Below are 24,158 nucleotides of genomic sequence, written 5' to 3' on the forward strand. Positions count from 1 at the left end.
GAGAGAAAAATGTTCAGCACCATCCTCATTGTCCTGCTCATCATCATTGCCGCGGTGCTTGTCTATGCCGCGACGCGGCCCAATGATTTCGTCGTCACCCGCACGGCCACCATCAAGGCGGCGCCCGAGGCGATCTTCCCGTTGATCAACGATTTCAGCCGCTGGCCGGCATGGTCGCCCTACGAGAAGCTCGATCCCGACATGAAGCGCACGCTCTCCGGCGCGCAGAGCGGCAAGGGCGCCGCCTATGCCTGGGAAGGCAATGGCAAGGCGGGCAAGGGGCGCATGGAGATCGTCAGTTCGGTGCCGTCCTCGCAGGTCGCGCTCAAGCTCGATTTCGAGAAGCCGTTCCGCGCCAACAACAGCGTCGACTTCACCTTGACGCCATCGGGCGACACCACCGCCGTCTCCTGGGCGATGCGCGGCAGCCGGCCCTTCATCGCCAAGCTGTTGGGCCTGTTCATGAATTTCGACACGCTGATCGGCCGGGATTTCGAGACCGGCCTCGCCAATCTGAAGCGCAACACCGAGGCATGACTCGACTGGGCACGGCCGCTCTCCAGAAGTCGCCTGAGCGAGCGGCGCCAAGATCTTCATCCTGTGCGGGATCAAATTAGCCGTCCGCGAGTTAAGCCCTTGGCGGAGCGATGGCGATCCCCCTGTGAGAGGAACAAAAATGAAGAAAATCATGACCATTCTGGTGCTGACGATGGCGTTGGGCGCGTGCTCGCAGACGGAAAAAGGCGCTGCCGTAGGCGGCCTTGGTGGTGCCGCGATCGGTGCGGCCGTGGCCGGAGATCCGGTCCAAGGCGCCGTCGTCGGAGGCGCGGTTGGCGCGGTGGCGGGCGCCCTGATCGGGCACGCCAGCGAAAGTGGCCAGTGCCGCTACCGCGACCGTCATGGCCGTGTCTATGTCGACCGCTGCCCAAGCGGCTATTGAGCGGCGACCAGCACGGAAAACAGCAAAGCGGCGGGCACATGCCCGCCGTTTCGTCTGAAAACGCCTACAACAGGCCCCGGATCAATTCCCAGGCGTCGCGGCCGAGGCGCGCATCGGCATGATCATTGCCGCCATGGGCGTGCAATGCGGACCGTGGCGTGGTTTCACCCGGCAAGAGAATGCGGTGGCCGGCGTCGGGGCTCGAAACGAGGCGCGTGGTCTTTCCGGCATCTTCTCGACGCCGAACGATCGACCGGGCACAATCGAGGGATGGCCACAGCGCGTCGTCGCCGCCCGCGACGAGCACAAGTTTCGCCGAGATGGCCTCGACCGGAATGGCGGCCCTGTCCGCCTCCTGTTCGAAGCTTGCCAGGCAGTGCTCGAAAAGCCCCCTGTAGGACACAAGACCATCGACATGGCTCGCGCGCCAGTTCGGCTCGGTCGGAACGAACGGGAGCGGGACCCCCTTCAGCGTCCATGACGACCGCTCGGGCCAGCTGATGCCGTCGCGGCCCGGCCCGATATTGCCCCAGACCACCGATGTCGGGCTGATCGCGGCCACGGCGTCGATGCGCGGGTCGTGAACGGCCGCGAGCAAGGCCGCCTCGGCGCCTTTGGACGTGCCGACATAGACGATGCGCCGGCAGCCCAGTCCGGCAAGATGGTCGGTCGCCGCGAAAAATGTCTCGAGTGGGATTTCGCAGATGCCGGGAACCTGGCCTTCGCCGCCGAACCATCGGAGCGCCAGCGCGGACGCTCCTTCCCTGGCAAACAGGCGTGCGCGGGCGACGTCGACCCGGCCGCTGGATCCGCCCAGCACCACCACGCCCGTCATGGCGTCAGCGCGTCGCAGCAGCGTTCCGGCAACACCGCCGGACAGGATTTCCTCGATGATTGCCGGTTCGTCCATCCGACCCTTCCGCGCTTCAGCGAGGCGTGGTGGGCCGGGACCTATCCGCACAGAACCGCGCTATGGCCAGCCAAATCATCGAACGCTGAAGGGCGCCGAGTCCGCAACCGTTCCGTCGATAGACAGATCAACGCGATAGGTGCCAGCCGGCCACCCCGCCGTGGGCTTGCTGAGTTGCGAATCAGCCTCGGTGTTCTCTCCGACATGGAGGTCAACCTTGTCGATCGTATAGTTGGCTGGCGCAACGCCATGAGAATCGATCGAAATCCAGGAGAATGTGATCGTCGACGTGGCCGGGATGTCCACCAGGTCAGCCGATAGATAGATGACCGGTGTGTCCGCGGGAAACTCGCTCTGGGGCTCGCCTCCCTTCGTCGCTGAGACCACGATGTTGTCAAAACCGGCCGCTTGGGCTGGCATGGCCAGGGTTAGCGCCGCCAGGGCCGCGATGGCCAGAACCAGAACTGATTTCAAGACTCACACCCCTCTGAAGCCGGAAGGAAATCAACGTCGAGGTCCTTCGTCAAGTGGGATGCAGGCGATGCAGGGGCGAGATAGGGCTGAACAGCAAAACGGCGGGCACTGGCCCGCCGTTCTGTCGATGCGATGAAGCGATATTTATTCGGCGGTGGCGGCTTCCGCCTCGGCCGGCGCGGCGGCAGCGGCCGCAACGGCGGCGGCAGCGTCTTCCTGCGCCTTCTTCAAAAGGGCAGCGCGTTCCTGCGCCTTCTTGCCCGGCTCGGCCTTCTTCGGGTTGGAACGGGCGTCACGCTTGGCAAGGCCGGCCTCGTCGAGGAAGCGCAGCACGCGGTCGGTCGGCTGGGCGCCGTGCGACAGCCAGTGCTTGACGCGGTCGGCGTCGACCTTGACGCGCTCGCCATCCTTCGGCAGCAGCGGGTTCCACGAGCCGAGCGACTCGATGAACCGGCCGTCACGCGGCGAACGGGCGTCGGCGACGACGACGTGGTAGTAAGGACGCTTCTTCGAGCCCGCACGGGCCAGTCTGATCTTCAGTGCCATTTCTTTTCTCCTAAAAGCTCTGATTTCGTTGATTGGGTTGTGGCTGGGTTATTCAGCCGGTTTTCGTCACGCCGTTGGCAGCGGCGATCTGTTCGTGGTGACGGATCACTTCGCGGACGACGAAGTTGAGGAATTTTTCCGCGAAATCGGGGTCGAGATGCGCGTCCTTGGCCAGCTGACGCAGACGGGCGATCTGCTGCTGCTCGCGCGCCGGGTCGGCCGGCGGCAAGCCATGCTCGGCCTTCAGCACGCCGACCGCCTTGGTGCAGCGGAAGCGCTCGGCCAGCATGTGGATGAGGGCGGCATCGATGTTGTCGATCGAAGCGCGGTAGCCAGCCAGGATGGTGCGGGCGTCGGCCATGTCCTTTTCTTCGTTCATGCGTATTCTCACTTCTTCTTGCCAAGGCCCGGCAGTCCGCCTCCGCCGAGGCCGGGAAGCCCCGGAAGTTTCATGCCGCCGGGCAGGCCAGGCAGGCCGCCGCCGGGGAGCCCGCCGGGCAGGCCCTTCATGCCGCCGAGGCCGGCGGCCTGCGCCTGCTTCTGCAAGGCTTCGAGCTGCTTGGGATCCATCTTGGAGAGATCGGGCATACCGCCCATGCCGCCCATGCCGCCGGGCATCATGCCGCCGAGGCCCATCTTGGAGGCAAGGCCACCCATCATGCCGCGCATCAGGCCGCCGCCTTTGCCCTTGCCGCCCATCGCCTTCATCATGTCGGCCATGCCGCGATGCATCTTCAAGAGCTTGTTGATCTCGGCGGCATCGGTGCCGGAGCCGGCGGCGATGCGCTTCTTGCGCGAATGTTTGAGAATATCGGGATTGGCGCGCTCGGCCTTGGTCATCGAGGAGATGATGGCGAGCTGGCGGCCGAACATCTTGTCGTCGAGGCCGGCGGCGGCCATCTGGTCCTTCATCTTGCCCATGCCGGGCATCATGCCCATGATGCCGCCCATGCCGCCCATTTTCGACATCTGCTGAAGCTGCTGGGCGAGATCGTTCAGGTCGAACTTGCCCGACTGCATCTTCTTGGCCATCGCCGCCGCCTGCTCGGCGTCGATGTTCTCGGCGGCCTTCTCGACCAGGCTGACGATGTCGCCCATGCCGAGGATGCGGTCGGCGATGCGCTTGGGGTGGAATTCCTCCAGCCCGTCCATCTTTTCGCCGGTGCCGATCAGCTTGATCGGCTTGCCGGTGACGGCGCGCATGGAAAGGGCGGCACCGCCACGGCCGTCGCCGTCCATGCGGGTCAGCACAAGGCCGGTGATGCCGACGCGCTCGTCGAAGCTCTTGGCCAGGTTGACGGCGTCCTGGCCGGTCAGCGAATCGGCGACCAGCAGGATCTCGTGCGGGCTCGACACCTTCTTGATGTCGGCCATCTCGACCATCAGCGGCTCGTCGATATGGGTACGGCCCGCGGTGTCGAGGATGACGACGTCGTGGCCGCCAAGCTTGGCCGCCTGCACGGCGCGCTTGGCGATATCGACCGGGTTCTGGCCTGCAATGATCGGCAGCGTCGCGACCTTGGTCTGCTCGCCGAGCTGGCGCAGCTGCTCCTGCGCGGCGGGCCGCCGCGTGTCGAGCGAGGCCATCAGAACCTTCTTGTTCTGGCGCTCGGTCAGCCGCTTGGCGATCTTGGCCGAAGTGGTCGTCTTGCCGGAACCCTGAAGGCCGACCATCATGATGACGACGGGGGCCGGCGCATTGAGGTCGATGGCGACGCCCTCGGCGCCCAACATGTCGACCAGCTCGTCATGGACGATCTTGACGACCATCTGGCCGGGCTTGATCGACTTCAGCACCGCGGCGCCGACGGCCTTCTCGCGCACCTTGTCGGTGAAGGAGCGCACCACTTCGAGCGCCACGTCGGCCTCGAGCAGCGCACGGCGCACCTCGCGCAGCGCCGCCGAGACGTCAGCCTCGGAAAGCGCGCCGCGGCCGGTGAGGCCGTTCAGGATGGAGCCAAGACGCTCCTGCAGCGATTCAAACATCTATCGTCCTTCGATCTCGGTTCGGGGTTCGATCCGAGAAGTAATGCGTTCGCGCCAAGTGTCCAAGCAAAAGCCCGTGCAAGAGCAAAGCCAAAAAGCACCCGGGGGCGCATTGCGCTGCCGGGTGTTGGCCTCCAGGATCTGTTTACAGCACTTGGCCTCAAAGAGGCTTCGGCGTCCTGGTCGGCTTGCTCGGAGGGATACTCGTCGCGGAATTCGAGGCGTGTAGACAGGAAATCGGCCGCGGAGTCAAGACAAAGGGCCGGGGGCGCCCCTATCAGGCCGCGCTCGTGGCGTCTGCTGACCGTCCAATTTGTCGCCAGCGGCCGCCGAAGCGGCCGCTCGTTTCCATCAACGCACCACGTACATGATGCGCCGCGTCTGCGGGTCGATCAGTGCTGGCTGACCATTCACATAGACATAGCGATAGTTGTAGTCGGGAATTTCGCGCAGCTCGACCGTGTCGGGCAGGGTCGCGCCGGTCACCACCTCGCCGTCGAGATAGACGGGGTCGAGGCGATGCGTATCGACATAGGTGCGGACTTTGGCCGGAGGCGGCGGAAAGACATCCTCGGCCGGCTGGCCGGCGACGATGGCACCGGTATAGTCGGTTGAATAATTGCCGATGTCTTCCGGCGGCGAGACGATCGCCACGCTGGAGCCGTGCGGGCGCTGCGTCAGCACCACCCGGCTGCCGCTGAAATCGGCGGTCACATAGTCGGAATAGACCCAGCCCTGGCCGCCGGCTTCGGCGATGGTGCACCATTTGCTGTTCTCGATGCAGCCATTGAGCGTCGCCGACTGGCCGGCGGCGAGCACGCCGATGACAGGGTATTGCGGGCCGGGGCCGGCGCGGACGTTGAGATCGGTGACGGCCGAGACGGCGGTGTCGGCGAAGGCGGCACCCGACATCACGGTCATCATCCCGGCAATTGCGGGAAACAATAGGGGTTTCATGTTTCTCTCCGTTTTCGTGGACCCTCGGCGGTGAAAACGGGGCAGCGGCACATGCGTTCCGGCTAAAACGCCCGCGCCAACTCACGATTTGTTCCCGCGTCTTTCGGCAGGCCGGTCAAAAGCTCGTGAACGAAGGCCAGTTTTCGCGCCGTCACGTCCGAAATGACGAAGGGATAGAGGTCGGGCAGGCCCATGCAGCGGTTGATCGAATTGGAGGCTTCCGACAGCACCAGCCATCGGGCCAGGACCTTTTCGAAGGGCTCGGGCGCGTTGGCAGGTTCCGAAGGGGCCGCCTGCGGTTCGCCGCCGGTGTCGCCTCGCGGCAAATCATTGGCCTCCACCGTCTCCAGCCGGCCGAGCGGGAAGTTCAGCGCATGGACCATCTCCAGCGTGTCGGTGATGTGCAGATGGTGGGCCCAGGTCTCGGCCCAATCCTCCCACGGATGCGAGGTGGCATAGGCCGAGATGTGGTTTTGCTGCCAGTCGGGTGGCGCGCCGGTGGCGTAGTAGGTCTTCAGCGCCTGTTCGTAGTCGGCGCGATCGTCGCCGAAGAGAGCGCGGAAAGCGTCGAGCCTCTGGGCATCGTCGCGGATCAGGCGGTCCCAGTAATAGTGGCCGAGTTCGTGGCGGAAATGGCCGAGCAACGTCCGGTAATTCTCACCCATCTCGACGCGGCGCTTCTCGCGCTCGGCTGAATCGGCCTCGGCGACGTTGAGCGTGATCAGGCCATTGTCATGGCCGGTCAGGATGCGTTCGCCGCCCGGCCCGCCGCCGATCGGATCGGCGAGGAAGTCGAAGGCGAGGCCCACCTCGTCCGCGGGCGCCTGCTTGGGCGCCACCGGCAGGCCGAAGGCGAGCAGCGAATAGATGGCGCGCTTCTTGGCCGCCTCGACCCGGATCCAGCGGCGGCGGTTGCCGTCGACGGAGAGATCGGGGATCAGCTGGTTCAGCGCGCAGGCGCGGCAAAACCCCTGTCCCGGTTCGGCCATCCAGTTGCAGGCGCATTCATCGGCATTGGTGCACTGGAAGATGCCGTCGTCGCCCGACAGGGCGAAGCGGGCGTGTTCGGGATCGTAGAGCACGAGGCTGGAGCAATTCAGGCATTGCGCGTTCTCGAAGTAGAGGCGGTGGCCGCAATGCGGGCAGTCGAACAGTTTCATGTCGGTCTCAAAACCTCAGAGCCAGCTTGTGGTGTCGGGCGGCAGGTGCCCAACGCCAATCACCGACCGGCGTTCCACGTGTTTCGATGCTATTTCGCCGCAAGCGGCCCATCGCCCAGGGGGGTGCTGGCGTGGCAAGCCCCGCCGCGCGCCGCCGATGATCACGCCGCCGCTGTCGAAAGGCACGCCGAAATGCCGGGCGTTGGCCCAGGCGCGGCCGCCGATGCGACATCAACGTCTTCCATGGCTATTTCGACCCCGCCACAATAATCACTTGATCGTAGGCAAATTCCCCGGCATTCGCCAGCGTTGTGCCGCGGACGGTGACAAATGCTCGTTTCGCTGGCAAATTCGCAGATGGGACGTGAATCAGGCAACCAGGAGAACAATATGGCATTTCTTGCCAAGGGTAGGATTTTAGCGGCCGCGGTGGTGGCCGTACTCGGGCTGGCGACGGGCGCACAGGCGGCGGCCAGCTGTGGCAGCACCGGTGCGGGCTTCGATGCCTGGAAGCCGGGCTTTGCCGCACAGGCCAAGTCCGAAGGTGTCGGCGCCAAGGGCCTGGCCGCTTTGGCCGGCGCCACTTACGCGACAAAGACAATCTCGGTCGACCGCGGCATTCACAAGGCGTTCAGCGGCTCGGTGGATGCCTTCATGAAGCGCCGTGGCGGCGCGGCGATCATTTCCAAGGGCCGTTCGCTGAAAAAGGCGAACGCGGCGCTTTTCAGCCAGATCGAAAGCAACTACGGCGTGTCGCCCGGCGTGTTGCTGGCCATCTGGGGCATGGAGACCGGCTTCGGTTCGTCCATGGGCAATCAGAATACGGTTTCGGCCATTTTGACGCTCGCCTATGATTGCCGTCGCCCGGAATTCTTTCACCCGCATGCCATCGCGGCGCTGAAGCTGGTCGATCGCGGCGCCCTGAGCGCCTCGTCGGTCGGCGCCGCGCATGGCGAGATCGGCCATACGCAGTTCCTGCCCGGAAATGTCCTGAAGTACGGTGTGGGCAGCGGCAACCTGCGCGACAAGGCCACGGCACTCGCTTCCACCGCCAACTTCCTCAAGGCCCATGGCTGGCGGCGGGGCGCGAGCGCGGCGGACAATATCGGCGCTATCGCCGGCTGGAATGACGCCAACGTCTACCAGCAGGCCATCGTGCGCATCGCCACGGCGATCGACAGCGACTGATTGAAGTCTTCATTCGAAAAAGCCCGGCCATGCGCCGGGCTTTTTTGTTGGTGAGCAAAGGATCCGGCCGCGTCCTATTTCAGGTCGAACGCGTAGGAGCAGCCGGCCAGCGTCGAGAGAGGCGGGTCATAACCGTTGGCTTTGGCGACAGCCAATGCGGGTAGCAGGCCGATTCCGGGAATTGCCGATCGCCTGGGCACATCACTCTCAATAATGCGCGTAGCCGCTCGCTGGGCATTTCTGGGAAGCGGGAACCTGAAAAGTGCCGTCAATGCCGCTGCAGTTGCGGAATCTGGGGTTCTGCGGCGCCGGGGTAACCGCCCTTCGCTTGCCCTCGATGGCCGTGGGGACTCCGGAATTTTGCGCGTAGCCGCTCGCCGGGCATTTCTGGGAAGCGGGTACCTGGAAGGCGCCGTCAATACCGCTGCAGTTGCGGAAGTCGGGTGATCGCGGAGCCGGGGCTTGCGTGACCTTGGCGGGCCTTGGCTTGCCCTTGAGGACCATCCAGATTTCGGTTGGCTGGTCGAGCTGCAGATTGTTTATGTCGGAATAGCTGATGCGGCCGCTGCGTATCCCATCGGCAATGCGCTGGCAGAACAGGGCCGGCATGCGCTCCTGCGAGACCCCCATGAACAAAGCCATGTCATGCTTGAACGCAAGGTCCGCGCGAGCTGAGGCGATACATTCGTTCATATCCGCCTTCGGGTCACGCTTGGCGCCTGCCTGCGAGGACTGGCACACCGCCAAGACGACGACCGCGCCAAGCAGAAGAGAAATGCTATTCTTCACGGTCAAACCCCCAAAGCCCGCAAATGAACCTAAATCAAGCCGCCAAAAAGTCAAACAGGAACTGGCTGCGGGTGGTTTCATTTCATCTATATTAGAAGTTACAAATAAAAACCCGGCGTCTCCGCCGGGTTTCTTAGGCATGATTGATGGCGCCAGGCCGTTGTCTGGATATCAGCCCTTGCGGTTGCGTGCCGCCAGCGTGCGCAGCCTGAGCGCATTGAGGCGGATAAAGCCGGCGGCGTCCTTCTGGTCGTAGGCGCCTCGGTCGTCCTCGAAAGTGACCAGCGCGTCGGAATAGAGCGTCTTCTTCGACTTGCGGCCGGTGACCATGACATTGCCCTTGTAGAGCTTCAGCCGCACCGTGCCTTCGACGTCTTCCTGGCTCTTGTCGATCATCGCCTGCAGCATCAGCCGCTCGGGCGAGAACCAGAAGCCGTTGTAGATGAGTTCGGCATAGCGCGGCATGAACTCGTCCTTGAGGTGCGCGGCGCCACGGTCGAGCGTGATCGATTCGATGGCGCGATGGGCGACGATCAGGATGGCGCCGCCGGGGGTTTCGTAGACGCCGCGCGATTTCATGCCGACGAAGCGGTTCTCGACCAGGTCGAGCCGGCCGATGCCATTGTCGCGGCCAAGATCGTTGAGGGCGGCCAGCATGGTCGCCGGCGAAAGCTTCTTGCCGTTGAGCGCTACGGGATCGCCCTTCAGGAATTCGATCTCGATCTCGGTGACCTTGTCCGGCGCGTCCATCGGCGAAACGGTGCGCTGGTGCACGAATTCCGGCGGCTCGCTCCACGGATCTTCCAGCACCTTGCCCTCGGAAGAGGAGTGCAGCAGGTTGGCGTCGACCGAGAATGGCGCCTCGCCCCTTTTGTCCTTAGCCACCGGGATCTGGTGCTGCTCGGCGAAGTTGATCAGGTCGGTGCGCGACTTGAACGACCAGTCGCGCCATGGCGCGATGACCTTGATGTCGGGGTTCAGCGCATAGGCCGACAGCTCGAAACGAACCTGGTCGTTGCCCTTGCCGGTGGCGCCATGCGCGATCGCATCGGCGCCGGTCTCCCTGGCGATGTCGACGAGGTGCTTGGAGATCAGCGGCCGCGCGATCGAGGTGCCGAGCAGATAGGTGCCTTCATAGACGGTGTTGGCGCGGAACATCGGGAAGACGAAGTCGGCGACGAATTCCTCGCGCACATCGACGATGCGGATGTCCTTGATGCCCATCATCTCGGCCTTCTGGCGTGCCGGCTCCAGCTCGCCGCCCTGGCCGAGATCGGCGGTGAAGGTGACGACTTCGGCGCCGAGTTCGGTCTGCAGCCATTTCAGGATGATGGATGTGTCGAGGCCGCCGGAATAGGCGAGCACGACTTTCTTGACGTCTTTGGTCTTGGACATTTCTGCTCCGTCGGTAGCGGACGCCTGGGCACGGACGTCACGCATTGTCGGAGCGCCTTTTAGCAGGAACGGCAAAGCGAGCAAGCGCGCGCGGCGCCAGACCGCTGATCCAGTGCGCCGGCGGCGATGCGTCAGATCAGGAAGACATCCCGGAGGATCGCCATCCTGACGCTCTTTTTCGAAAACCGGTTCCCACTTTCCGCGATCATGCTCGCGGAAAACAACCTGCTACAATCATGGGCTGCATTTTTGCCGAGGATTTAAGCAAGTTTTCATGTCCTGCCGCTAAACCAGCGACATTGAGCTGCCTGGCCACGCAACCGTGGCAAAGCGGCCTTTGCCCGTTTGTCACGGGCGTCCTCGGGCTTGGACCATTCCTGATGCGCGTCATATCATGCATCGTCACGGAGCATAATCTGTGGCTCGTCCTGCTGGCGGCGCTGATGTGCGTCACCGGCTGCTGGGTGACGATCGGCCTCCTGGACCGCGCCCGGAAAACCGTCGGCGTGCAGATGCGGGGATGGTTGTTCCTGACCGCGGTCGCGGCCGGTTCCTCGATCTGGTGCACGCATTTCATCGCCATGCTGGCCTATCGGCCCGGCGCGCCGATCACCTTCGATCCGGCGCTTACCATGATCTCCCTGGTCATCGCCATGGTCGGCACCGGGGCGGGCTTCGGCCTTGCGCTCGACAAAGGCCGCGGCCTGGCGCCGGAATGGGGCGGATGCCTTGTCGGGCTGGCGATCTCGGCCATGCATTACACCGGCATGATCGCCTATCACGTGGCCGGCATCGTCGAATGGGACGCCTTCTACGTCGTCGCCTCGGTGTTGATCGCGATGGCATTCGCCGCCGTGGCGATCGGACAGGCGGTGCGCCGGCCGTATCGCTGGTCGCACTATCTCGGCATCGGCCTTCTGGTGCCGGCGATCGTCGGCCTGCATTTCACGGCGATGGCGGCTGTGGCGGTGACGCCGCTTTCCTTCATCACCACGGGCACCAATCCCGATATCCTCGAGGCGATGGCCGTCGCGGTCGCCGTGGTCGGCCTGATCGTCGCCGCCACCGGCTTTGCCAGCTATCTGATCGACGAACGCGGCCGGCTCGAAAGCTTCGAGCGGCTGCAGCATCTTGCCCTCAACGATTCGCTCACCGGTCTTGCCAACCGGGTCGCCTTCAACGATCGCCTCGACCATGAGATCGAGCGGGTGCGCGAGGATCAGGACATGATGACCGCCGTCATCGTCATCGACCTCGACCGTTTCAAGGAAATCAACGATCTCAGGGGACACGCCGCCGGCGACCAGGCGCTCAAGATCATCGCCCGCAGGCTGGCGAAGCTGACCGGCGACGGCGAGTTCGTCGCCCGGCTCGGCGGCGACGAATTTGCCGCCATCAAGCGCTTCAAGGACCAGAACGACCTGCTCGGCCTGGTGTCGCGGCTGGAGAAATCATTGTTCGAGCCGTTGCGGATCGACGATTTCGAGAGCGTCACCGGCGCCAGCATCGGCGTTGCCGTCTATCCGCGCGACGGGGCCGACCGGGAGAGGCTGGTCAGCAATGCGGATCTGGCCATGTACCGGGCCAAGAACGACGTGACGCGGGCCGTCTGCTTCTACGAATCGGCGATGGACGAGACGGCGCGGGCGCGCCGCGCGCTCGCAACCGACCTCCGCCAGGCGATCGAACGCGGCGAGCTCTCGCTGCATTATCAGGTGCAGACTTCGGTGCAGACCGGCGCCACGTGCGGCTACGAGGCGTTGCTGCGCTGGACGCACCCCGTGCACGGCATGGTCCCGCCGGCCGAATTCATTCCGATCGCCGAGGAGAACGGCTCCATCCTGGCGATCGGCGAATGGGTGCTGCGCACCGCATGCCGCCAGGCGGCCTCCTGGGACAATGGCCACAAGATCGCGGTCAACCTGTCGCCGGTGCAGTTCGCCCATGCCGATCTCGCCACGCTCGTCCACCAGATCCTGGTCGAGACCGGCCTGTCGCCGAAGCGTCTCGAGCTCGAGCTGACCGAATCGACGATCGTCGCCGACAAGGTGCGCACGCTGCATGTGCTGCGCCAGATAAAGGCGCTCGGCGTGACGATCGCGATCGATGATTTCGGCACCGGCTATTCCTCGCTCGACACGCTGCGCTCGTTTCCGTTCGACAAGATCAAGCTCGACCGTTCCTTCATGGCCGATGTCGAGCGCAGCCCGCAGGCCAAGGCGATCATCCGCGCCGTGCTGACGCTGGGGCGCAGCCTCGACATTCCCGTGCTTGCCGAAGGCGTCGAGACCCATGTCCAGCTCACCATCCTGCAGGTCGAAGGCTGCAACGAGGCGCAAGGCTATTTCCTTGGCCGGCCCAAGCCGATCGATCAGATCGTGCTCATCGGGGAACCCGATGCGCAGGATGGCCGACCCACCTTCAAGCAACCTGCCAGGATGCGGACTACCGCCGGCTGATGCTCCCCGCCACAGGCTGGGAACTGTTCGTTGCCGAAGCGATTGCCATGCTGGATCAACGCTTTATCTGGCGCCGGCACAGCGCATCCTGTATAAGCCTGCGCGTTCCCTGGGGCCTGCCATGTCCTTCATTCCCGACACCGCCACGCTGATCCAGTTCGCCATCGCCACCGTGATCCTGGCGATCACGCCTGGTCCCGACATGACCTTGTTCGTCTCGCGCACACTGAGCCAGGGGCGCGCCACAGGCTTTGCCTCGATGGCGGGCGCGCTGTGCGGCACGCTGATCCACACCACGCTGGTGGTGGTCGGCGTCTCGGCGCTGATCGTCGCCTCGCCGATGGCCTTCTTCGTGCTGAAGATCTTTGGCGCGGGCTATCTCGTCTTCCTGGCCTGGCAGGCGATCGCCAAGGGCTCGGCCTTCTCGCCGGAGAAGAAGACGGGTCCGCAAATCTCGCTGCTGCGGAGCTGGGCGGCCGGGCTTGGCGTCAATTTGCTCAATCCGAAAATCATCCTGTTCTTCATGACCTTCCTGCCGCAGTTCGTCTCCGCGCATGATCCGAACGCGCCGGGAAAGCTGTTCTTTCTCGGTGCCATGTTCATCGTGCTGTCGATCCCGGTCACCGTGCCGATGGTGCTGGCGGCGGAGAAGTTCTCGGCAGCGATGAAAGCCAGCCCGCGCGTCACGCGGGTGGTCGACTATCTCTTCGCCGGTGTGTTCTCGGCCTTCGCGCTCAAGATCCTGACGGCCCAGGCGAAATAGAAGCGTTGTCGTCCCTCCACCAGCTTCCGGCCCAGCGCCCGGCGCTCAGCCAATAGAAGATGCCGCCGACCATGCCGCCGCCGATCACCGCCATGATGGCGCTGGTGTCGGTCACCGCGAAGGTGGAATCGGGCGAGTGGTCGACCAGGCCGAGGAAGACGGCGGCCACCACCGCGCCCGCCAGCGCATAGTACAGCCAGTCGCGCCGGCCGAGGATTTCGGCGAGCAGGATGACGAGCACCGCCGGCAGGAAGGCGAAATAGGCAACGAACAGGGCGACGAAGGGGATCGAGAAATACAGCGAAGCCGTTGCCGTCGGATGCGTGTGGTCAGGCGTGTAGCCGAGCGAGGCCAGGAACAGGACGTTGAGGAAGGCGCTCGCCGCCAGCGAGGCGACGGCATAGCCGAACAGGATCATGGCAAAGCGCACGAGATAAGCGACGAGACGGGTCATCCGGGATCTCGCGGCATCAGACGGCCGGACCTGCGCCCGGCCAACAGCCAGTAGACCGAACCGGCGATGGTCCCGGCCGTGGCCAGGAAGCCGAGAAAGCCCGGATTGAACACAAAGCCTCCGGCCGAGCCCGGGACAAGAACGCCAAAGGCTATTGAAGTGATCGCGCCCGTGACCGCGAAATAGAACCATCCCCGCAGCGCCAGCCATTCGGCGACCAGGATCGCGGGGCCGACGATCAGCAGCGCGCAGACCGCCACGGTCAGCACGGCGAGCGGAAACGACCCCAGCCAGTCGAAGGTGAAAACCAGGGACCAGTTGCCATATTCGATGCCTTCCAGCAGCGTGATCAGCAGGACGGGCACCAGGATCGAGGTCAGCACGCCGGCTATATAACCGACGGCTATGATGGCGATGCGTTTGAGCCCGGCGACGAGACGGCTCACGCCTCCCCGTGCCCCGCGATCATCATGGCTTCCAGCGCCAGCCGGTCCACTTTTCGCATGCGCTCGGATTCCGATTTCAGCTGGCCGCAGGCGGCGAGGATGTCGCGGCCGCGCGGCGTGCGGATCGGCGAGGCATAGCCGGCATTGTTGATGTAGTCGGCGAATTTCTCGATCGTCTCCCAGTCCGAGCACTGGTAGTTGGTGCCCGGCCACGGGTTGAACGGGATCAGATTGATCTTGGCCGGAATGCCCTTGAGCAGCCTGATCAGGCCCTTGGCATCCTCGATGGAATCGTTGACGTCCTTCAGCATCACATATTCGAAGGTGATGCGCTTGGCGTTCGACAGGCCGGGATAGGCGCGGCAGGCGGCGATCAGTTCCTTCAGCGGATACTTCTTGTTGATCGGCACCAGGAGGTCGCGCAGATCGTCATTGGTGGCATGCAGCGAGATCGCCAGCATGACGCCGATCTCCTCGCCGGTGCGGAAAATCTCGGGCACGACGCCGGAGGTCGACAGAGTGATGCGGCGCTTGGACAGGGAAAGCCCGTCGCCGTCGGAAGCGATCAGCAGCGCCTTCTTCACCGCCTCGAAATTGTAGAGCGGCTCGCCCATGCCCATCATGACGATGTTGGAGACTTTGCGGCCCTCGGCCGGCACGATGGCGCCGTCGGGCGTGTCGCGGTCGGGGAAGTCGCCGAGCCGGTCGCGGGCGGTGAGCAGCTGGGCGAGAATCTCTTCCGCCGTCAAATTGCGGACCAGCTTCTGCGTGCCGGTGTGGCAGAACGAACAGGTCAGCGTGCAGCCGACCTGCGAGGAGATGCAGAGCGTGCCGCGGCCTTCCTCGGGAATATAGACGGTCTCGATCTCCACCGGCCGGCCGGCGCCGCGCGGCGGAAAGCGGAACAGCCATTTGCGGGTGCCGTCGGAAGAGATCTGCTCCTCGACGATCTCGGGACGCGCGACGGTGAAATGCTTGTCGAGTTCGGCGCGCAGGTCCTTGGAGATGTTGAACATGCCGGCGAAATCGGAAACGCCGCGCACATACATCCAGTGCCAGAGCTGCTGGGCGCGCATCTTTGCCTGGCGCTCCGGCACGATGCCGGACGCGACGAGCGCTTCCGCGAGCTCGGCGCGTGTCAGGCCGATCAGCGACGGCTTCTCGGGCGCGGCGCGGGCGCGCAACGCGTCACGGGCACCTTCAGTGGTGAGGTCGAAGGAAAGGGTCATGGTCGCACTGATATAAGCGGTTTGCGGCCGATTTCATCCATCGTGCCGGGAACTGAAGCGCGGCGCATAGCACAGGTTGAGGGCAGAGTCATGCCGGGGTAGGGGAATAGGAGAGTAGGGAATAGGGAATAGGCAGTGGGCAGTAGGCAGTAGGGTAAGTCCAACTTCCTTATTCTCCTGCTGCCTATTCCCTACTGAAGAGGACAGACATGGCCCCTCAATCGCGAAAATATCCCATGCTGCGGCGCTCGCGGGCTATGTGGGGCTCGCGGCGCGTGTGGCAGCCGCGGCTGGTGTTCTGGGCCGGCGCGGTCTCTATCGGCGTCATCAGCGTGCTGTTCGCGGTGCTGGCCGACAAGGCGCAGGCGCTGTTCCATATGATGATCGGCGATAGCGGTGACCGCCGTTTCTATCTGCCGCTCGCGGTCACGCCGCTGGGGTTCGTGCTGTGCACCTGGCTCGCCCACGCCTTCTTCCCGGGCGCGCAAGGCAGCGGCATTCCACAGGCGATCGCCGCGCGCCATCTGCGTGATGACGACGATCGCAGCCACCTTCTGTCGCTGCGGCTGGCGGCGGGCAAGATCGCGCTCACCGTCATCGGCCTGTTCTGCGGCGCTTCCATCGGCCGCGAGGGGCCGACCGTGCAGGTCGGCGCCTCGCTGATGCTGCAGGCGGCGCGCTGGGGCGGCATGGCCCAGGCGCGCGGCCTGATCCTGGCCGGCTCGGCCGCCGGCATTGCCGCCGCCTTCAACACGCCGCTGGCCGGCATCGTCTTCGCCATCGAGGAGATGGGCCGCACCTATGAGGCGCGCACCAACGGGCTGGTGCTGACGGCGGTGATCCTGGCCGGCCTCGCCTCGCTCGGCCTGCTCGGCAACTACACCTATTTCGGCGTCTCGAAGGAGACGATCGCGTTTGCCGCCGACTGGCCGCTGGTGCTCGGCTGCGGTGTCATCGGCGGCGGCTTCGGCGCGCTGTTCTCGCTGCTGGCGCTGAAGATCACGCGGCGGATCCGGCGCTGGCACACGCAGCAGCCTTTGGCGCGCGCACTGCTGGTGGCCGCCGTCTGCGGGCTCGGCGTGGCGGTGATCGGCATCGCCTCGGGCGGGCTGACCTTCGGCACCGGCTACGCGCAGGCGCGCGGCGCCGTCGAAGGCACGCCGCTGCCATGGTTCTTCTTCCTGGAAAAATTCCTGGCCGGGCTGCTGTCGATGGTCTCGGGCATTCCCGGCGGCATCTTCGCGCCGTCGCTGGCGGTGGGCGCCGGCATCGGCAGTTCGCTCGGGCTGCTGTTCGGGGCCAGCGCGGGGGCCGCGGCGCTGCTCGGCATGGCCGGCTATTTCGCCGGCGTCGTGCAGGCGCCGATGACGGCCTTCGTCATCATCCTGGAAATGACCGGCAATCACGACAATGTCATCGCGCTGATGCTGGCCTCGATGCTGGGCTACGGCACGGCGCGCATGATCTCGCATGAGCCGCTCTACCACGCCCTGTCGCGCGTCTTCATCGCCGAGGCGATACGGCGGCGCAGGGCGGAGACCGTGCCGGAACCAGGTCAGGGCTGAAAAAGCAAAGGGCCGGGCTTTGCCGCCCGGCCCTTTCGCTTCAAAGCGAAGTTTTGCCTATTTGCACTTGGCGATCGACGACAGCGCCGCCGAGATGCCCTTCAGCGAGAAGACATAGGAGGTGGGATTGCCGCGGCCGGACTTTGCCGTCACCTTCATGTCGGTGCCGGTCTTCATGGCGGCGATCAGTACCGGTTCCTCGGCGGCATTCTCGACCCAGGCCGACTTGCCGCGCGTGAACATCGAGAAGGACTTCTTGTCGATGGTGACGGTTGCCTTCGAGCCTTCCTGGAAATTGTAGCCGGCGATGAATTGCGGCTCGTAGGACACCTGCTGGCCGGGACGCTGGCTGACGAAGAAGAACATGTCGCCATGGTCGAGCGTCGGCGGCTGCTTGTCGGTCGGCACGGTGAGCACGTAGCAGACCTTGCCGCCCGATGCCTGGTAGCTGTAGGTGCCCCAGGCATTGTGCTGGCCGATCTTGGTCGCCTGCTGCGCCAGAACAGGCGCTGCCGAGGCCACCAGGACCAGACTTGAAACCAGTGCTATCAATCCGCGCATCGTCTTTCCCGTATTCCAAATGGTGCGGAGGCGGGCCGCGTGGCGTCCTGCCGTCGCTTCATTTTGATTTAATCTGGGTTACCAAACGGTGAATTTCCCTCAAGAAAAGGACGCTCACCCCAGGAAACCACCGCCATTCCCGCGCCGCCGCCTTGTTAGCGGCCGGCGCGACGTCCCTTGGGCGACTTGGAGGCCACGAAAGCGGCAAGAGTTTGACTTTTCAGCAGGGCCTGCGAACGCCTCTGTCCACAGGCCAAGCGCCGCGTGACGGCACTCAGCCCTTGTCGGCAATGGCGTCCCTGGCGGCCTGGCGATGTGCCGGCGTGATGTGGGCGCTGACGGCGGTGATCGCGGCGGTCAGCACGGCGATGTCGTCGGTGAAACCGAGGCCGAAGATGAAGTCGGGGATAAGGTCCACCGGCAGGACGAAATAGCCGAGCGCGGCCACCAATATGCCCTTGGCCCGCAGCGGCGTGTTCTTGTCCATGGCGCAGTAATAGGCAGCGACGACGTCTTCCATGAACGGAATCTGTCGCGCGGCCTTCTTGGCCGTGCGCCAGAATTTCTCGCGCACTTCGCCCTCGCCGCCCAGCCTGTCGCCAAAGCCGAAGAAATCAAAACCGGGTTGTTGCGCCATCAATCACTCCTTGCGGGTTTCATGCGCGTCCAGGCGCATGCCTCGCGAGGCAAAATGTGGTGAAAGCCGGACCCGGCTGCAAGATGCCGGTGCCGATTTGGGGCGCCGCTCACGACCAAGCGCACACTCAGCCGCCGAAATAGTGATTCATCTTCTTGGCCAGCGCTATGTCGAGCGCCGTGACACCGCCGGCGTCATGGGTGTTCAGAGTCACGTCGACGGTCTTGTAGACATTCGACCAGTCGGGGTGATGGTCCATCTTCTCCGCCGCCATGGCGACGCGGGTCATGAAGGCGAAGGCTTCGGAGAAATTCCTGAAGACGAAGCTGCGCTTGATCGAGGCGCCGTCCGCGGCCAGCGACCAGCCGCCGAGTTCGGCAAGGGCGGCGGTGATGGCGTCCTTGCTGAGTTTTTCTCTCGTCATGATGATTTCCCGTGCTATTTCGGATTTGACCCTCACCATAGAGCAAGTCGCCCCGAAGTGCTTTGCGTTTTGGGGTTCCAAATGCACAAACGGCGCATATCGAATGAGCATAAGGCCGATAAATTCCATTCTGTTCGTTTGCCTTGGCAACATCTGCCGCTCGCCACTGGCCGAAGGCGTCTTTCGCGCCGTCTTGGCCGAGCGTGGCCAGGGCCGCGACATGCTCCTCGATTCGGCCGCCACAAGCGGCTGGGAGGTCGGCTCGGCGCCTGATCCACGCTCGATCGCGGTCGCGATGCGTCATGGGATCGACATTTCCGGACAGAGGGCACGCAAGGTCACGCCGCAGGATTTCTCCCGTTTCGACCTGGTCCTCGGTATGGACCGCTCGAACGTCGCCGATCTCAAGGCGCTGGCGCCCGCGCGGGATCGGGTGCACCTTTTCTTAGAGTTCGCGCATGGGCAGGCGCGCGACGTGCCCGATCCTTATTATGACGGGCCGGAGGCCTTTGCCGAGGTCTACCGCATGATCCGCGAAGCGTCGGAGGCGCTGGCGACACGGCTGGCGGCGCGGGCATCGTTGCCGGACAGCGGCCAGGCTTCCTCGACGATATAGGGGCCGCCGCCGACCGAATCGCGCGACGACATCAGGACGAAGCGGCCGATGCGGAAGGGCAATGTCGAGAAATTGCCGCGCGCCGACAGATATTGCGCGACATCGAGCGGGCTCGAATTGCGAAGCCGCGCCAGTGTGACATGCGGCATGAACTTGCGCGGATCAGCTGGGATGCCGAGCCGCTGGCAGATGCGCTCGATCTCGCCCTGAAGCGCTGCCAGATCGGGCGAGGCGGACGCCCCTGCCCACACCGCATGCGGCTTTTTCTGGCCGAAAGCGCCGACACCGGACAAGGTCAGCGAGAAGGACGGTCGGTGGACGCGGTCGAGCGCGTTGGCGATCTCGTCGGCGACGTGGCCTTCGACATCGCCGATGAAGCGCAGCGTCAGATGGTAGTTTTCGACATCGATCCAGCGAGCCCCGGGCAGGCCGCCCCGGAGCAGGGACAGCGAAAGGGCGGCATCACGCGGAATTTCGAGGGCGGTGAAAAGACGCGGCATGAAGAGCCTCCCTTCCTCGAATCGAACTGTCACCTATAGCGAATCATCGATAGCCTGATGGAGCAAGAGGTTTATTGGTCACAGGCTTCGCTAAAAATTTCCCTAACGGAAAGCGGTTCCGGCCGGCCTCACGCGCCTCCGGGCACCGCCGCGATGGCCTTCTCGACCGTCGGCAGGATGCGCTCGACCATCACGTCGACCCCCCTGGCGCTCGGATGCAGGCCATCCTCGAGCTGCAGGCCGGGCTGGCCGGCGACGCCGTCGAGGAAGAACGGGTAGAGCGCGACATCGTATTTTTTCGCCAGCTCTGGAAAGATGGCGTCGAAGGCGGTCTGGTAGTCGGCGCCGAGATTGGGCGCGGCGCGCATGCCGGCCAGAAGCACGGCGATCTTGCGCTGCTTGAGCCTGGCCAGCATCTCGTCGAGGTTGTTCCTGGGAATAGCGGGCGAGACGCCGCGCAGCATGTCGTTGGCGCCCAGTTCGAGGATGACCAGACGGGTTCCGTCCGGCACCGACCAGTCGAGCCGCGCCAGGCCGCCGCTGGTGGTGTCGCCGGAGACACCGGCATTGGCGACGGCCACGTCACGGCCCTTGGCGCGCAGGGCGGCCTGGAGCTTGTCGGTAAAGCCCTCGCCAGGCCCGAGACCATAGCCCGCCATCAGGCTGTCACCGAAGCCGACGATCTTGAAGGGCTCGGCCCGCGCCGACGAAATGGCTCCGCAAAGAGCGAGGAAAAGGATCAGGCCTGCGGCTATCTGGCGTTTGAAAGACATGCGGCAGGCCCCATATGACCAGAGGATTCTTCCGGGCGACGGCTTCCGGCAAACAGAGCCTTCACGTTCCATATAGGACACTTTCATTTTGACAGAAGCCGTCATCGCGCTGAAAGACGTATCCCTGACGCTCGGCGAGGGCGCTTCGTCGGTCCATGTGCTGAAGGGCGTCAGCCTCGACGTGCCGCTTGGCGAGGCGACCGGCATCGTCGGCCCCTCGGGGTCCGGCAAGTCGACACTGCTGATGGTGCTGGCCGGTCTGGAACGGGTCGATTCGGGTACGGTACGAATCGCCGGCGAACTGCTCAATGGCAAAAGCGAGGACCAGATTGCTTCGTTTCGTGGCCGAAACATTGGCATCGTCTTCCAATCCTTCCACCTCATCCCCAACATGACAGCGCTCGAGAATGTCGCGGTGCCGCTGGAACTCGCCGGCCATGCCGATCCGTTCGCGGTGGCGGCGCGGGAGCTGGCAGCGGTGGGGCTGAGCGACCGCGTCACCCATTATCCCGGCGAACTCTCCGGCGGCGAACAGCAGCGCGTGGCGATCGCTCGCGCGCTGGCGCCGTCGCCGCGCATCCTCATCGCCGACGAGCCGACCGGCAATCTCGACCAGGCGACCGGGCGGCAGGTCGCCGACCTTCTGTTCGCAAAGGCGGCCGAACGCGGCATGACGCTGGTGCTGGTCACGCACGATCCGGCGCTCGCGGCGCGCTGCTCGCGCCAGGTCTCGATGCGTTCGGGCCGGATCGAAACACCGGCGCCCCTGAAGGTCACCGCCTGATGCCGCTGGCGCAGACGCTGAAGCTCGCTGTCCGCTTCTCGCTCAGGGAGATGCGTGGCGGCCTGTCGGGCTTCCTGATCTTCCTTGCCTGCATCGCGCTTGGCGTCGCGGCGATCGGCGGCGTCAATTCGGTTGCCCGCTCGATCAGCGCCGGCGTCGCCGACCAGGGCCAGACGCTGCTCGGCGGCGATCTCCGCTTCCAGATCAACCAGCGCGATGCCAGCCAGGCCGAGCGCGGCTTCCTCGACGGGCTCGGCACCGTTTCGCGCACCGCCAGCATGCGCTCGATGGCGCGCCTGGCCGACGGCTCCGACCAGGCGCTGGTCGAGGCCAAGGCGGTCGACGACGCCTATCCGCTCTATGGCGCGCTGGAGACCGAGCCCAAGCTGTCGAAGCAGGAACTGTTCGGCGAAGAGTTCGGCGTCTTTGGCGCGGCCGCCCCCGATCTGTTGTTTGAACGGCTGCATCTCAAGCCCGGCGACCGGCTGAAGCTCGGCACCGCCACCTTCGAATTGCGCGCCAGGCTGATCACCGAGCCGGATGCCGTGTCCGACGGTTTCGGCTTCGCGCCGAGGCTGATGATCTCGACAGAAGGTCTGGCCGCCACCGGGCTGGTGCAGCCGGGCAGCCTGGTCGAAAATGCCTACAAGATCCGGCTACCCGCCGACGCCGACGCGGCGCGGCTCAAGGCCATCCAGGATCAGGCGGCGAAGGATTTTCCGGAGGCCGGCTGGTCGATCCGCACGCGCGACAATGCGGCGCCGGCGCTATCGTCCAACATCGAACGCTTCTCGCAATTCCTGACGCTGGTCGGGCTGACGGCGCTGGTTGTCGGCGGCGTCGGCGTCGCCAATGCGGTGCGCGCCTATCTCGACGGCAAGCGCGGCGTCATCGCCACCTTCAAGAGCCTCGGCGCTTCCGGCGGCTTCGTCTTTGCCGTCTATCTCGTGCAGATCCTGATCATCGCCGCCCTCGGCATCGTGCTCGGCCTCGTGCTCGGCGCGCTGATGCCGTTCGTGGCGAGTGCCGCCCTCCAATCCGTCATCCCGGTGCCGGCGCAGGGCGGCTTCTATCCCGGCGCGCTCGCCATGGCGGCGCTGTTCGGCCTGCTGGTGACGCTGGCCTTCGCGCTTTTGCCGCTCGGCCGCGCCCGCGACGTGCCGGCGACAGCATTGTTCCGCGAGATGGGGCTTGAAGGCCGCGGTCAGCCGCGCCTCGTCTATGTCGCATCGGCGCTCGGCATCGCGCTGCTCCTGGCGGCACTCGCCATCCTGTTCTCCGGCGATCAGCGCATCGCCTCGATCTTCGTCGGCGCCACCATCTTCGCCTTCCTGGTGCTGCGTCTCGTCGGCGCGCTGGTGCAGTGGGCGGCAAGAAAAAGCCCGCGCGTGCGTTTCGTGGCACTCCGGCTCGCCATCGGCAACATCCACCGGCCGGGCGCCCTGACGCCATCGGTGGTGCTGTCGCTGGGGCTCGGGCTGACACTCCTGGTGACGCTGGCGCTTATCGATGGCAATCTGCGGCAACAGATCTCCGGCAGCCTGCCGGAACGGGCGCCGAACTTCTTCTTCGTCGACATCCAGGGCAGCGATGTCGATGCGTTCTCCGCGCTGATCGGCAAGGAGGCGCCAAAGGGGACGCTGGCCAAGGTGCCGATGCTGCGCGGCCGGGTGATGGCGCTCAACGGCGTCGATGCCGACAAGGTCAAGGTGCCGGCCCAAGGCGCCTGGGTGCTGAAGGGCGATCGCGGCCTGACCTACGATGCCAGGCAACCGGAAAACGCGACGCTGACCGAGGGCAAATGGTGGCCGGACAATTATGCCGGCGAGCCGCTGGTTTCCTTCTCGGCTGTGGAAGGCAAGGAGATCGGACTGAAGCTCGGCGACACCGTCACCGTCAATGTGCTCGGCCGCAATGTGTCGGCGAGGATCGCCAATTTCCGCCAGGTCCAATGGGAAACGATGGGCATCAACTTCGTCATGGTGTTCTCGCCCAACGCATTCGCTGGCGCCCCGCATGGCTGGATGGCGACGCTGACCGAAAAGAGCGCCTCGACGGCCGACGACGCGCGCATCCTCAATGCCGTCACCCGCGCCTTTCCCGCGGTGACGACCGTGCGGGTCAAGGATGCGCTCGATGTCGTCAACCGGCTGGTCGGGCAGCTCGGCACGGCGATCCGCGCGGCGGCCGGCGTGGCGCTGATCGCTTCGGTGCTGGTGCTGGCCGGTGCGCTCGCCGCGGGAAATCGGGCGCGCATCCACGACGCGGTGGTGCTGAAGACACTCGGCGCCACAAGGCGAACGCTGATCACCGCGTTTTCCCTCGAATACATGCTGATCGGATTGGCCACCGCCATTTTCGCGCTTGCCGCCGGCGGCATCGCGGCCTGGTACATTGTCGCCCGCATCATGACCCTGCCGTCGCATTTCATGCCGGAGGTGGCGGTGGCGACCATCGTCTTTGCGCTGGTGATCACCGTCGGCATCGGCCTCGCCGGCACCTGGCGGGTGCTCGGCCACAAGGCGGCGCCGGTGCTGCGCGACCTCTAGAGCGTTTCACCGTTTCATGGAAACGGTGAACCGCTCTAACTCTTTGTTTTGAC

Annotated in this window: 26 protein-coding genes; 9 read left to right on the top strand and 17 right to left on the bottom strand. The window is 64.8% G+C overall.

Annotated elements, in window-relative coordinates; all coding sequences use genetic code 11:
- The first annotated feature begins 9 nt into the window (after positions 1–9).
- The gene (locus QQK95_RS19005; protein ID WP_284275479.1) at positions 10–537 is read left to right on the top strand and encodes an SRPBCC family protein; all 528 of its coding nucleotides are present in this window, start codon (positions 10–12) and stop codon (positions 535–537) included.
- Positions 538–676: 139 nt separating this feature from the next.
- Positions 677–940: a YMGG-like glycine zipper-containing protein gene (locus QQK95_RS19010; protein WP_143972793.1), complete on the top strand. Its 264-nt coding sequence runs from the start codon at positions 677–679 to the stop codon at positions 938–940.
- A 64-nt stretch (positions 941–1,004) separates the two neighbouring features.
- On the opposite strand, the gene QQK95_RS19015 is transcribed toward QQK95_RS19010, so the two are convergent.
- The 7 genes from QQK95_RS19015 to QQK95_RS19045 all read right to left on the bottom strand — a co-directional run bounded on the left by QQK95_RS19015 (position 1,005) and on the right by QQK95_RS19045 (position 6,973).
- A complete protein-coding gene (locus QQK95_RS19015) occupies positions 1,005–1,850 on the bottom strand; it encodes an acyl-CoA thioester hydrolase/BAAT C-terminal domain-containing protein (RefSeq protein WP_284275485.1) in 846 nt (281 codons plus the stop codon).
- A gap of 75 nt (positions 1,851–1,925) precedes the next feature.
- A complete protein-coding gene (locus QQK95_RS19020; protein ID WP_284275487.1) occupies positions 1,926–2,324 on the bottom strand; it encodes a hypothetical protein in 399 nt (132 codons plus the stop codon).
- A 144-nt stretch (positions 2,325–2,468) separates the two neighbouring features.
- Positions 2,469–2,870: a 30S ribosomal protein S16 gene (rpsP, locus tag QQK95_RS19025; RefSeq protein WP_010912392.1), complete on the bottom strand. Its 402-nt coding sequence runs from the start codon at positions 2,868–2,870 to the stop codon at positions 2,469–2,471.
- A gap of 52 nt (positions 2,871–2,922) precedes the next feature.
- Positions 2,923–3,249, bottom strand: a complete 327-nt coding sequence (locus tag QQK95_RS19030) for a chorismate mutase (RefSeq protein WP_019862096.1) — start codon at positions 3,247–3,249, stop codon at positions 2,923–2,925.
- A gap of 8 nt (positions 3,250–3,257) precedes the next feature.
- Positions 3,258–4,856, bottom strand: a complete 1,599-nt coding sequence (gene ffh / locus QQK95_RS19035; RefSeq protein WP_284275497.1) for a signal recognition particle protein — start codon at positions 4,854–4,856, stop codon at positions 3,258–3,260.
- Between the two features lie 351 nt (positions 4,857–5,207).
- Positions 5,208–5,813 (bottom strand): DUF1236 domain-containing protein, encoded by a 606-nt coding sequence (locus QQK95_RS19040; RefSeq protein ID WP_284275499.1) that lies wholly within the window; start codon positions 5,811–5,813, stop codon positions 5,208–5,210.
- Positions 5,814–5,875: 62 nt separating this feature from the next.
- On the bottom strand, positions 5,876–6,973 hold the full coding sequence (locus QQK95_RS19045; RefSeq protein WP_284275502.1) for a zinc-binding metallopeptidase family protein: 1,098 nt from the start codon (positions 6,971–6,973) through the stop codon (positions 5,876–5,878).
- Between the two features lie 390 nt (positions 6,974–7,363).
- On the opposite strand from QQK95_RS19045, the gene QQK95_RS19050 reads away from it, so the two are divergent.
- On the top strand, positions 7,364–8,161 hold the full coding sequence (locus tag QQK95_RS19050) for a lytic murein transglycosylase (protein ID WP_284275505.1): 798 nt from the start codon (positions 7,364–7,366) through the stop codon (positions 8,159–8,161).
- A gap of 207 nt (positions 8,162–8,368) precedes the next feature.
- Here the strand turns inward: QQK95_RS19050 and QQK95_RS19055 are convergent, their stop codons facing one another.
- Together QQK95_RS19055 and QQK95_RS19060 are read right to left on the bottom strand one after the other, a co-directional pair.
- Positions 8,369–9,091: a hypothetical protein gene (locus QQK95_RS19055; RefSeq protein WP_284275507.1), complete on the bottom strand. Its 723-nt coding sequence runs from the start codon at positions 9,089–9,091 to the stop codon at positions 8,369–8,371.
- A 30-nt stretch (positions 9,092–9,121) separates the two neighbouring features.
- Positions 9,122–10,345, bottom strand: coding sequence for an argininosuccinate synthase (locus QQK95_RS19060; protein ID WP_284275509.1), 1,224 nt, complete (start codon positions 10,343–10,345; stop codon positions 9,122–9,124).
- A gap of 380 nt (positions 10,346–10,725) precedes the next feature.
- Between QQK95_RS19060 and QQK95_RS19065 the strand changes: the two genes are divergently transcribed.
- Together QQK95_RS19065 and QQK95_RS19070 are read left to right on the top strand one after the other, a co-directional pair.
- A complete protein-coding gene (locus QQK95_RS19065; protein WP_284275511.1) occupies positions 10,726–12,804 on the top strand; it encodes a putative bifunctional diguanylate cyclase/phosphodiesterase in 2,079 nt (692 codons plus the stop codon).
- A gap of 121 nt (positions 12,805–12,925) precedes the next feature.
- Complete coding sequence (locus tag QQK95_RS19070; RefSeq protein WP_284275513.1) at positions 12,926–13,567, top strand: LysE family translocator; 642 nt, start codon at positions 12,926–12,928, stop codon at positions 13,565–13,567.
- Here the strand turns inward: QQK95_RS19070 and QQK95_RS19075 are convergent.
- Genes QQK95_RS19075 through rlmN form a run of 3 tightly spaced genes read right to left on the bottom strand, consistent with a single transcriptional unit; the run spans position 13,539 to position 15,696 of the window.
- Positions 13,539–14,021: a hypothetical protein gene (locus QQK95_RS19075; RefSeq protein WP_284275515.1), complete on the bottom strand. Its 483-nt coding sequence runs from the start codon at positions 14,019–14,021 to the stop codon at positions 13,539–13,541. The two genes, QQK95_RS19070 and QQK95_RS19075, sit on opposite strands and share 29 nt — an antisense overlap.
- Complete coding sequence (locus QQK95_RS19080) at positions 14,018–14,467, bottom strand: hypothetical protein (RefSeq protein ID WP_284275517.1); 450 nt, start codon at positions 14,465–14,467, stop codon at positions 14,018–14,020. Before QQK95_RS19080 ends, QQK95_RS19075 begins: the two co-directional genes overlap by 4 nt.
- Positions 14,464–15,696, bottom strand: a complete 1,233-nt coding sequence (gene rlmN / locus QQK95_RS19085) for a 23S rRNA (adenine(2503)-C(2))-methyltransferase RlmN (protein ID WP_284275520.1) — start codon at positions 15,694–15,696, stop codon at positions 14,464–14,466. Before rlmN ends, QQK95_RS19080 begins: the two co-directional genes overlap by 4 nt.
- A 209-nt stretch (positions 15,697–15,905) precedes the next feature.
- Between rlmN and QQK95_RS19090 the strand changes: the two genes are divergently transcribed.
- Positions 15,906–17,261 (top strand): chloride channel protein, encoded by a 1,356-nt coding sequence (locus QQK95_RS19090; RefSeq protein ID WP_284275521.1) that lies wholly within the window; start codon positions 15,906–15,908, stop codon positions 17,259–17,261.
- Between the two features lie 57 nt (positions 17,262–17,318).
- Here QQK95_RS19090 and QQK95_RS19095 read toward each other — a convergent pair whose 3' ends face one another.
- The 3 genes from QQK95_RS19095 to QQK95_RS19105 form a co-directional block, all read right to left on the bottom strand.
- Positions 17,319–17,822, bottom strand: a complete 504-nt coding sequence (locus tag QQK95_RS19095; protein ID WP_010912373.1) for an invasion associated locus B family protein — start codon at positions 17,820–17,822, stop codon at positions 17,319–17,321.
- A 274-nt stretch (positions 17,823–18,096) separates the two neighbouring features.
- Positions 18,097–18,459 carry a YkvA family protein gene (locus QQK95_RS19100; protein WP_284275525.1) on the bottom strand — a complete coding sequence of 121 codons (363 nt, stop codon included), beginning with the start codon at positions 18,457–18,459 and terminating at the stop codon, positions 18,097–18,099.
- 127 nt (positions 18,460–18,586) lie between these two features.
- Positions 18,587–18,883: a 4a-hydroxytetrahydrobiopterin dehydratase gene (locus QQK95_RS19105; protein ID WP_284275527.1), complete on the bottom strand. Its 297-nt coding sequence runs from the start codon at positions 18,881–18,883 to the stop codon at positions 18,587–18,589.
- 103 nt (positions 18,884–18,986) lie between these two features.
- Here QQK95_RS19105 and QQK95_RS19110 point away from each other — a divergent pair, with 103 nt between their 5' ends.
- Complete coding sequence (locus tag QQK95_RS19110) at positions 18,987–19,499, top strand: low molecular weight protein-tyrosine-phosphatase (protein WP_284275529.1); 513 nt, start codon at positions 18,987–18,989, stop codon at positions 19,497–19,499.
- Here QQK95_RS19110 and thpR read toward each other — a convergent pair.
- Both thpR and QQK95_RS19120 read right to left on the bottom strand, forming a co-directional pair.
- A complete protein-coding gene (gene thpR / locus QQK95_RS19115; protein WP_019862074.1) occupies positions 19,403–19,999 on the bottom strand; it encodes an RNA 2',3'-cyclic phosphodiesterase in 597 nt (198 codons plus the stop codon). The genes QQK95_RS19110 and thpR overlap by 97 nt on opposite strands.
- Before the next feature lie 128 nt (positions 20,000–20,127).
- Positions 20,128–20,772, bottom strand: a complete 645-nt coding sequence (locus QQK95_RS19120; protein WP_284275536.1) for an arylesterase — start codon at positions 20,770–20,772, stop codon at positions 20,128–20,130.
- Between the two features lie 88 nt (positions 20,773–20,860).
- Between QQK95_RS19120 and QQK95_RS19125 the strand changes: the two genes are divergently transcribed.
- Both QQK95_RS19125 and QQK95_RS19130 read left to right on the top strand, forming a co-directional pair.
- On the top strand, positions 20,861–21,556 hold the full coding sequence (locus QQK95_RS19125) for an ABC transporter ATP-binding protein (RefSeq protein ID WP_284275538.1): 696 nt from the start codon (positions 20,861–20,863) through the stop codon (positions 21,554–21,556).
- Positions 21,556–24,105, top strand: coding sequence for an ABC transporter permease (locus QQK95_RS19130; protein WP_284275540.1), 2,550 nt, complete (start codon positions 21,556–21,558; stop codon positions 24,103–24,105). Before QQK95_RS19125 ends, QQK95_RS19130 begins: the two co-directional genes overlap by 1 nt.
- The last annotated feature ends 53 nt before the right edge of the window (positions 24,106–24,158 follow it).

The sequence above is a fragment of the Mesorhizobium huakuii genome (assembly GCF_030160235.1).
Classification (GTDB): domain Bacteria; phylum Pseudomonadota; class Alphaproteobacteria; order Rhizobiales; family Rhizobiaceae; genus Mesorhizobium; species Mesorhizobium huakuii.

Coding starts and splice junctions, on each gene's coding strand:
- QQK95_RS19095 (WP_010912373.1), bottom strand. CDS start 17,822: ATGCGCGGATTGATAGCACTGGTTTCAAGTCTGGTCCTGGTGGCCTCG.
- QQK95_RS19055 (WP_284275507.1), bottom strand. CDS start 9,091: ATGCCTAAGAAACCCGGCGGAGACGCCGGGTTTTTATTTGTAACTTCT.
- rpsP (WP_010912392.1), bottom strand. CDS start 2,870: ATGGCACTGAAGATCAGACTGGCCCGTGCGGGCTCGAAGAAGCGTCCT.
- thpR (WP_019862074.1), bottom strand. CDS start 19,999: ATGCCGCGTCTTTTCACCGCCCTCGAAATTCCGCGTGATGCCGCCCTT.
- QQK95_RS19010 (WP_143972793.1), top strand. CDS start 677: ATGAAGAAAATCATGACCATTCTGGTGCTGACGATGGCGTTGGGCGCG.
- rlmN (WP_284275520.1), bottom strand. CDS start 15,696: ATGACCCTTTCCTTCGACCTCACCACTGAAGGTGCCCGTGACGCGTTG.
- QQK95_RS19005 (WP_284275479.1), top strand. CDS start 10: ATGTTCAGCACCATCCTCATTGTCCTGCTCATCATCATTGCCGCGGTG.
- QQK95_RS19130 (WP_284275540.1), top strand. CDS start 21,556: ATGCCGCTGGCGCAGACGCTGAAGCTCGCTGTCCGCTTCTCGCTCAGG.
- QQK95_RS19105 (WP_284275527.1), bottom strand. CDS start 18,883: ATGACGAGAGAAAAACTCAGCAAGGACGCCATCACCGCCGCCCTTGCC.
- ffh (WP_284275497.1), bottom strand. CDS start 4,856: ATGTTTGAATCGCTGCAGGAGCGTCTTGGCTCCATCCTGAACGGCCTC.
- QQK95_RS19050 (WP_284275505.1), top strand. CDS start 7,364: ATGGCATTTCTTGCCAAGGGTAGGATTTTAGCGGCCGCGGTGGTGGCC.
- QQK95_RS19075 (WP_284275515.1), bottom strand. CDS start 14,021: ATGACCCGTCTCGTCGCTTATCTCGTGCGCTTTGCCATGATCCTGTTC.
- QQK95_RS19100 (WP_284275525.1), bottom strand. CDS start 18,459: ATGGCGCAACAACCCGGTTTTGATTTCTTCGGCTTTGGCGACAGGCTG.
- QQK95_RS19070 (WP_284275513.1), top strand. CDS start 12,926: ATGTCCTTCATTCCCGACACCGCCACGCTGATCCAGTTCGCCATCGCC.
- QQK95_RS19120 (WP_284275536.1), bottom strand. CDS start 20,772: ATGTCTTTCAAACGCCAGATAGCCGCAGGCCTGATCCTTTTCCTCGCT.
- QQK95_RS19090 (WP_284275521.1), top strand. CDS start 15,906: ATGGCCCCTCAATCGCGAAAATATCCCATGCTGCGGCGCTCGCGGGCT.
- QQK95_RS19060 (WP_284275509.1), bottom strand. CDS start 10,345: ATGTCCAAGACCAAAGACGTCAAGAAAGTCGTGCTCGCCTATTCCGGC.
- QQK95_RS19015 (WP_284275485.1), bottom strand. CDS start 1,850: ATGGACGAACCGGCAATCATCGAGGAAATCCTGTCCGGCGGTGTTGCC.
- QQK95_RS19110 (WP_284275529.1), top strand. CDS start 18,987: ATGAGCATAAGGCCGATAAATTCCATTCTGTTCGTTTGCCTTGGCAAC.
- QQK95_RS19040 (WP_284275499.1), bottom strand. CDS start 5,813: ATGAAACCCCTATTGTTTCCCGCAATTGCCGGGATGATGACCGTGATG.
- QQK95_RS19045 (WP_284275502.1), bottom strand. CDS start 6,973: ATGAAACTGTTCGACTGCCCGCATTGCGGCCACCGCCTCTACTTCGAG.
- QQK95_RS19030 (WP_019862096.1), bottom strand. CDS start 3,249: ATGAACGAAGAAAAGGACATGGCCGACGCCCGCACCATCCTGGCTGGC.
- QQK95_RS19065 (WP_284275511.1), top strand. CDS start 10,726: ATGCGCGTCATATCATGCATCGTCACGGAGCATAATCTGTGGCTCGTC.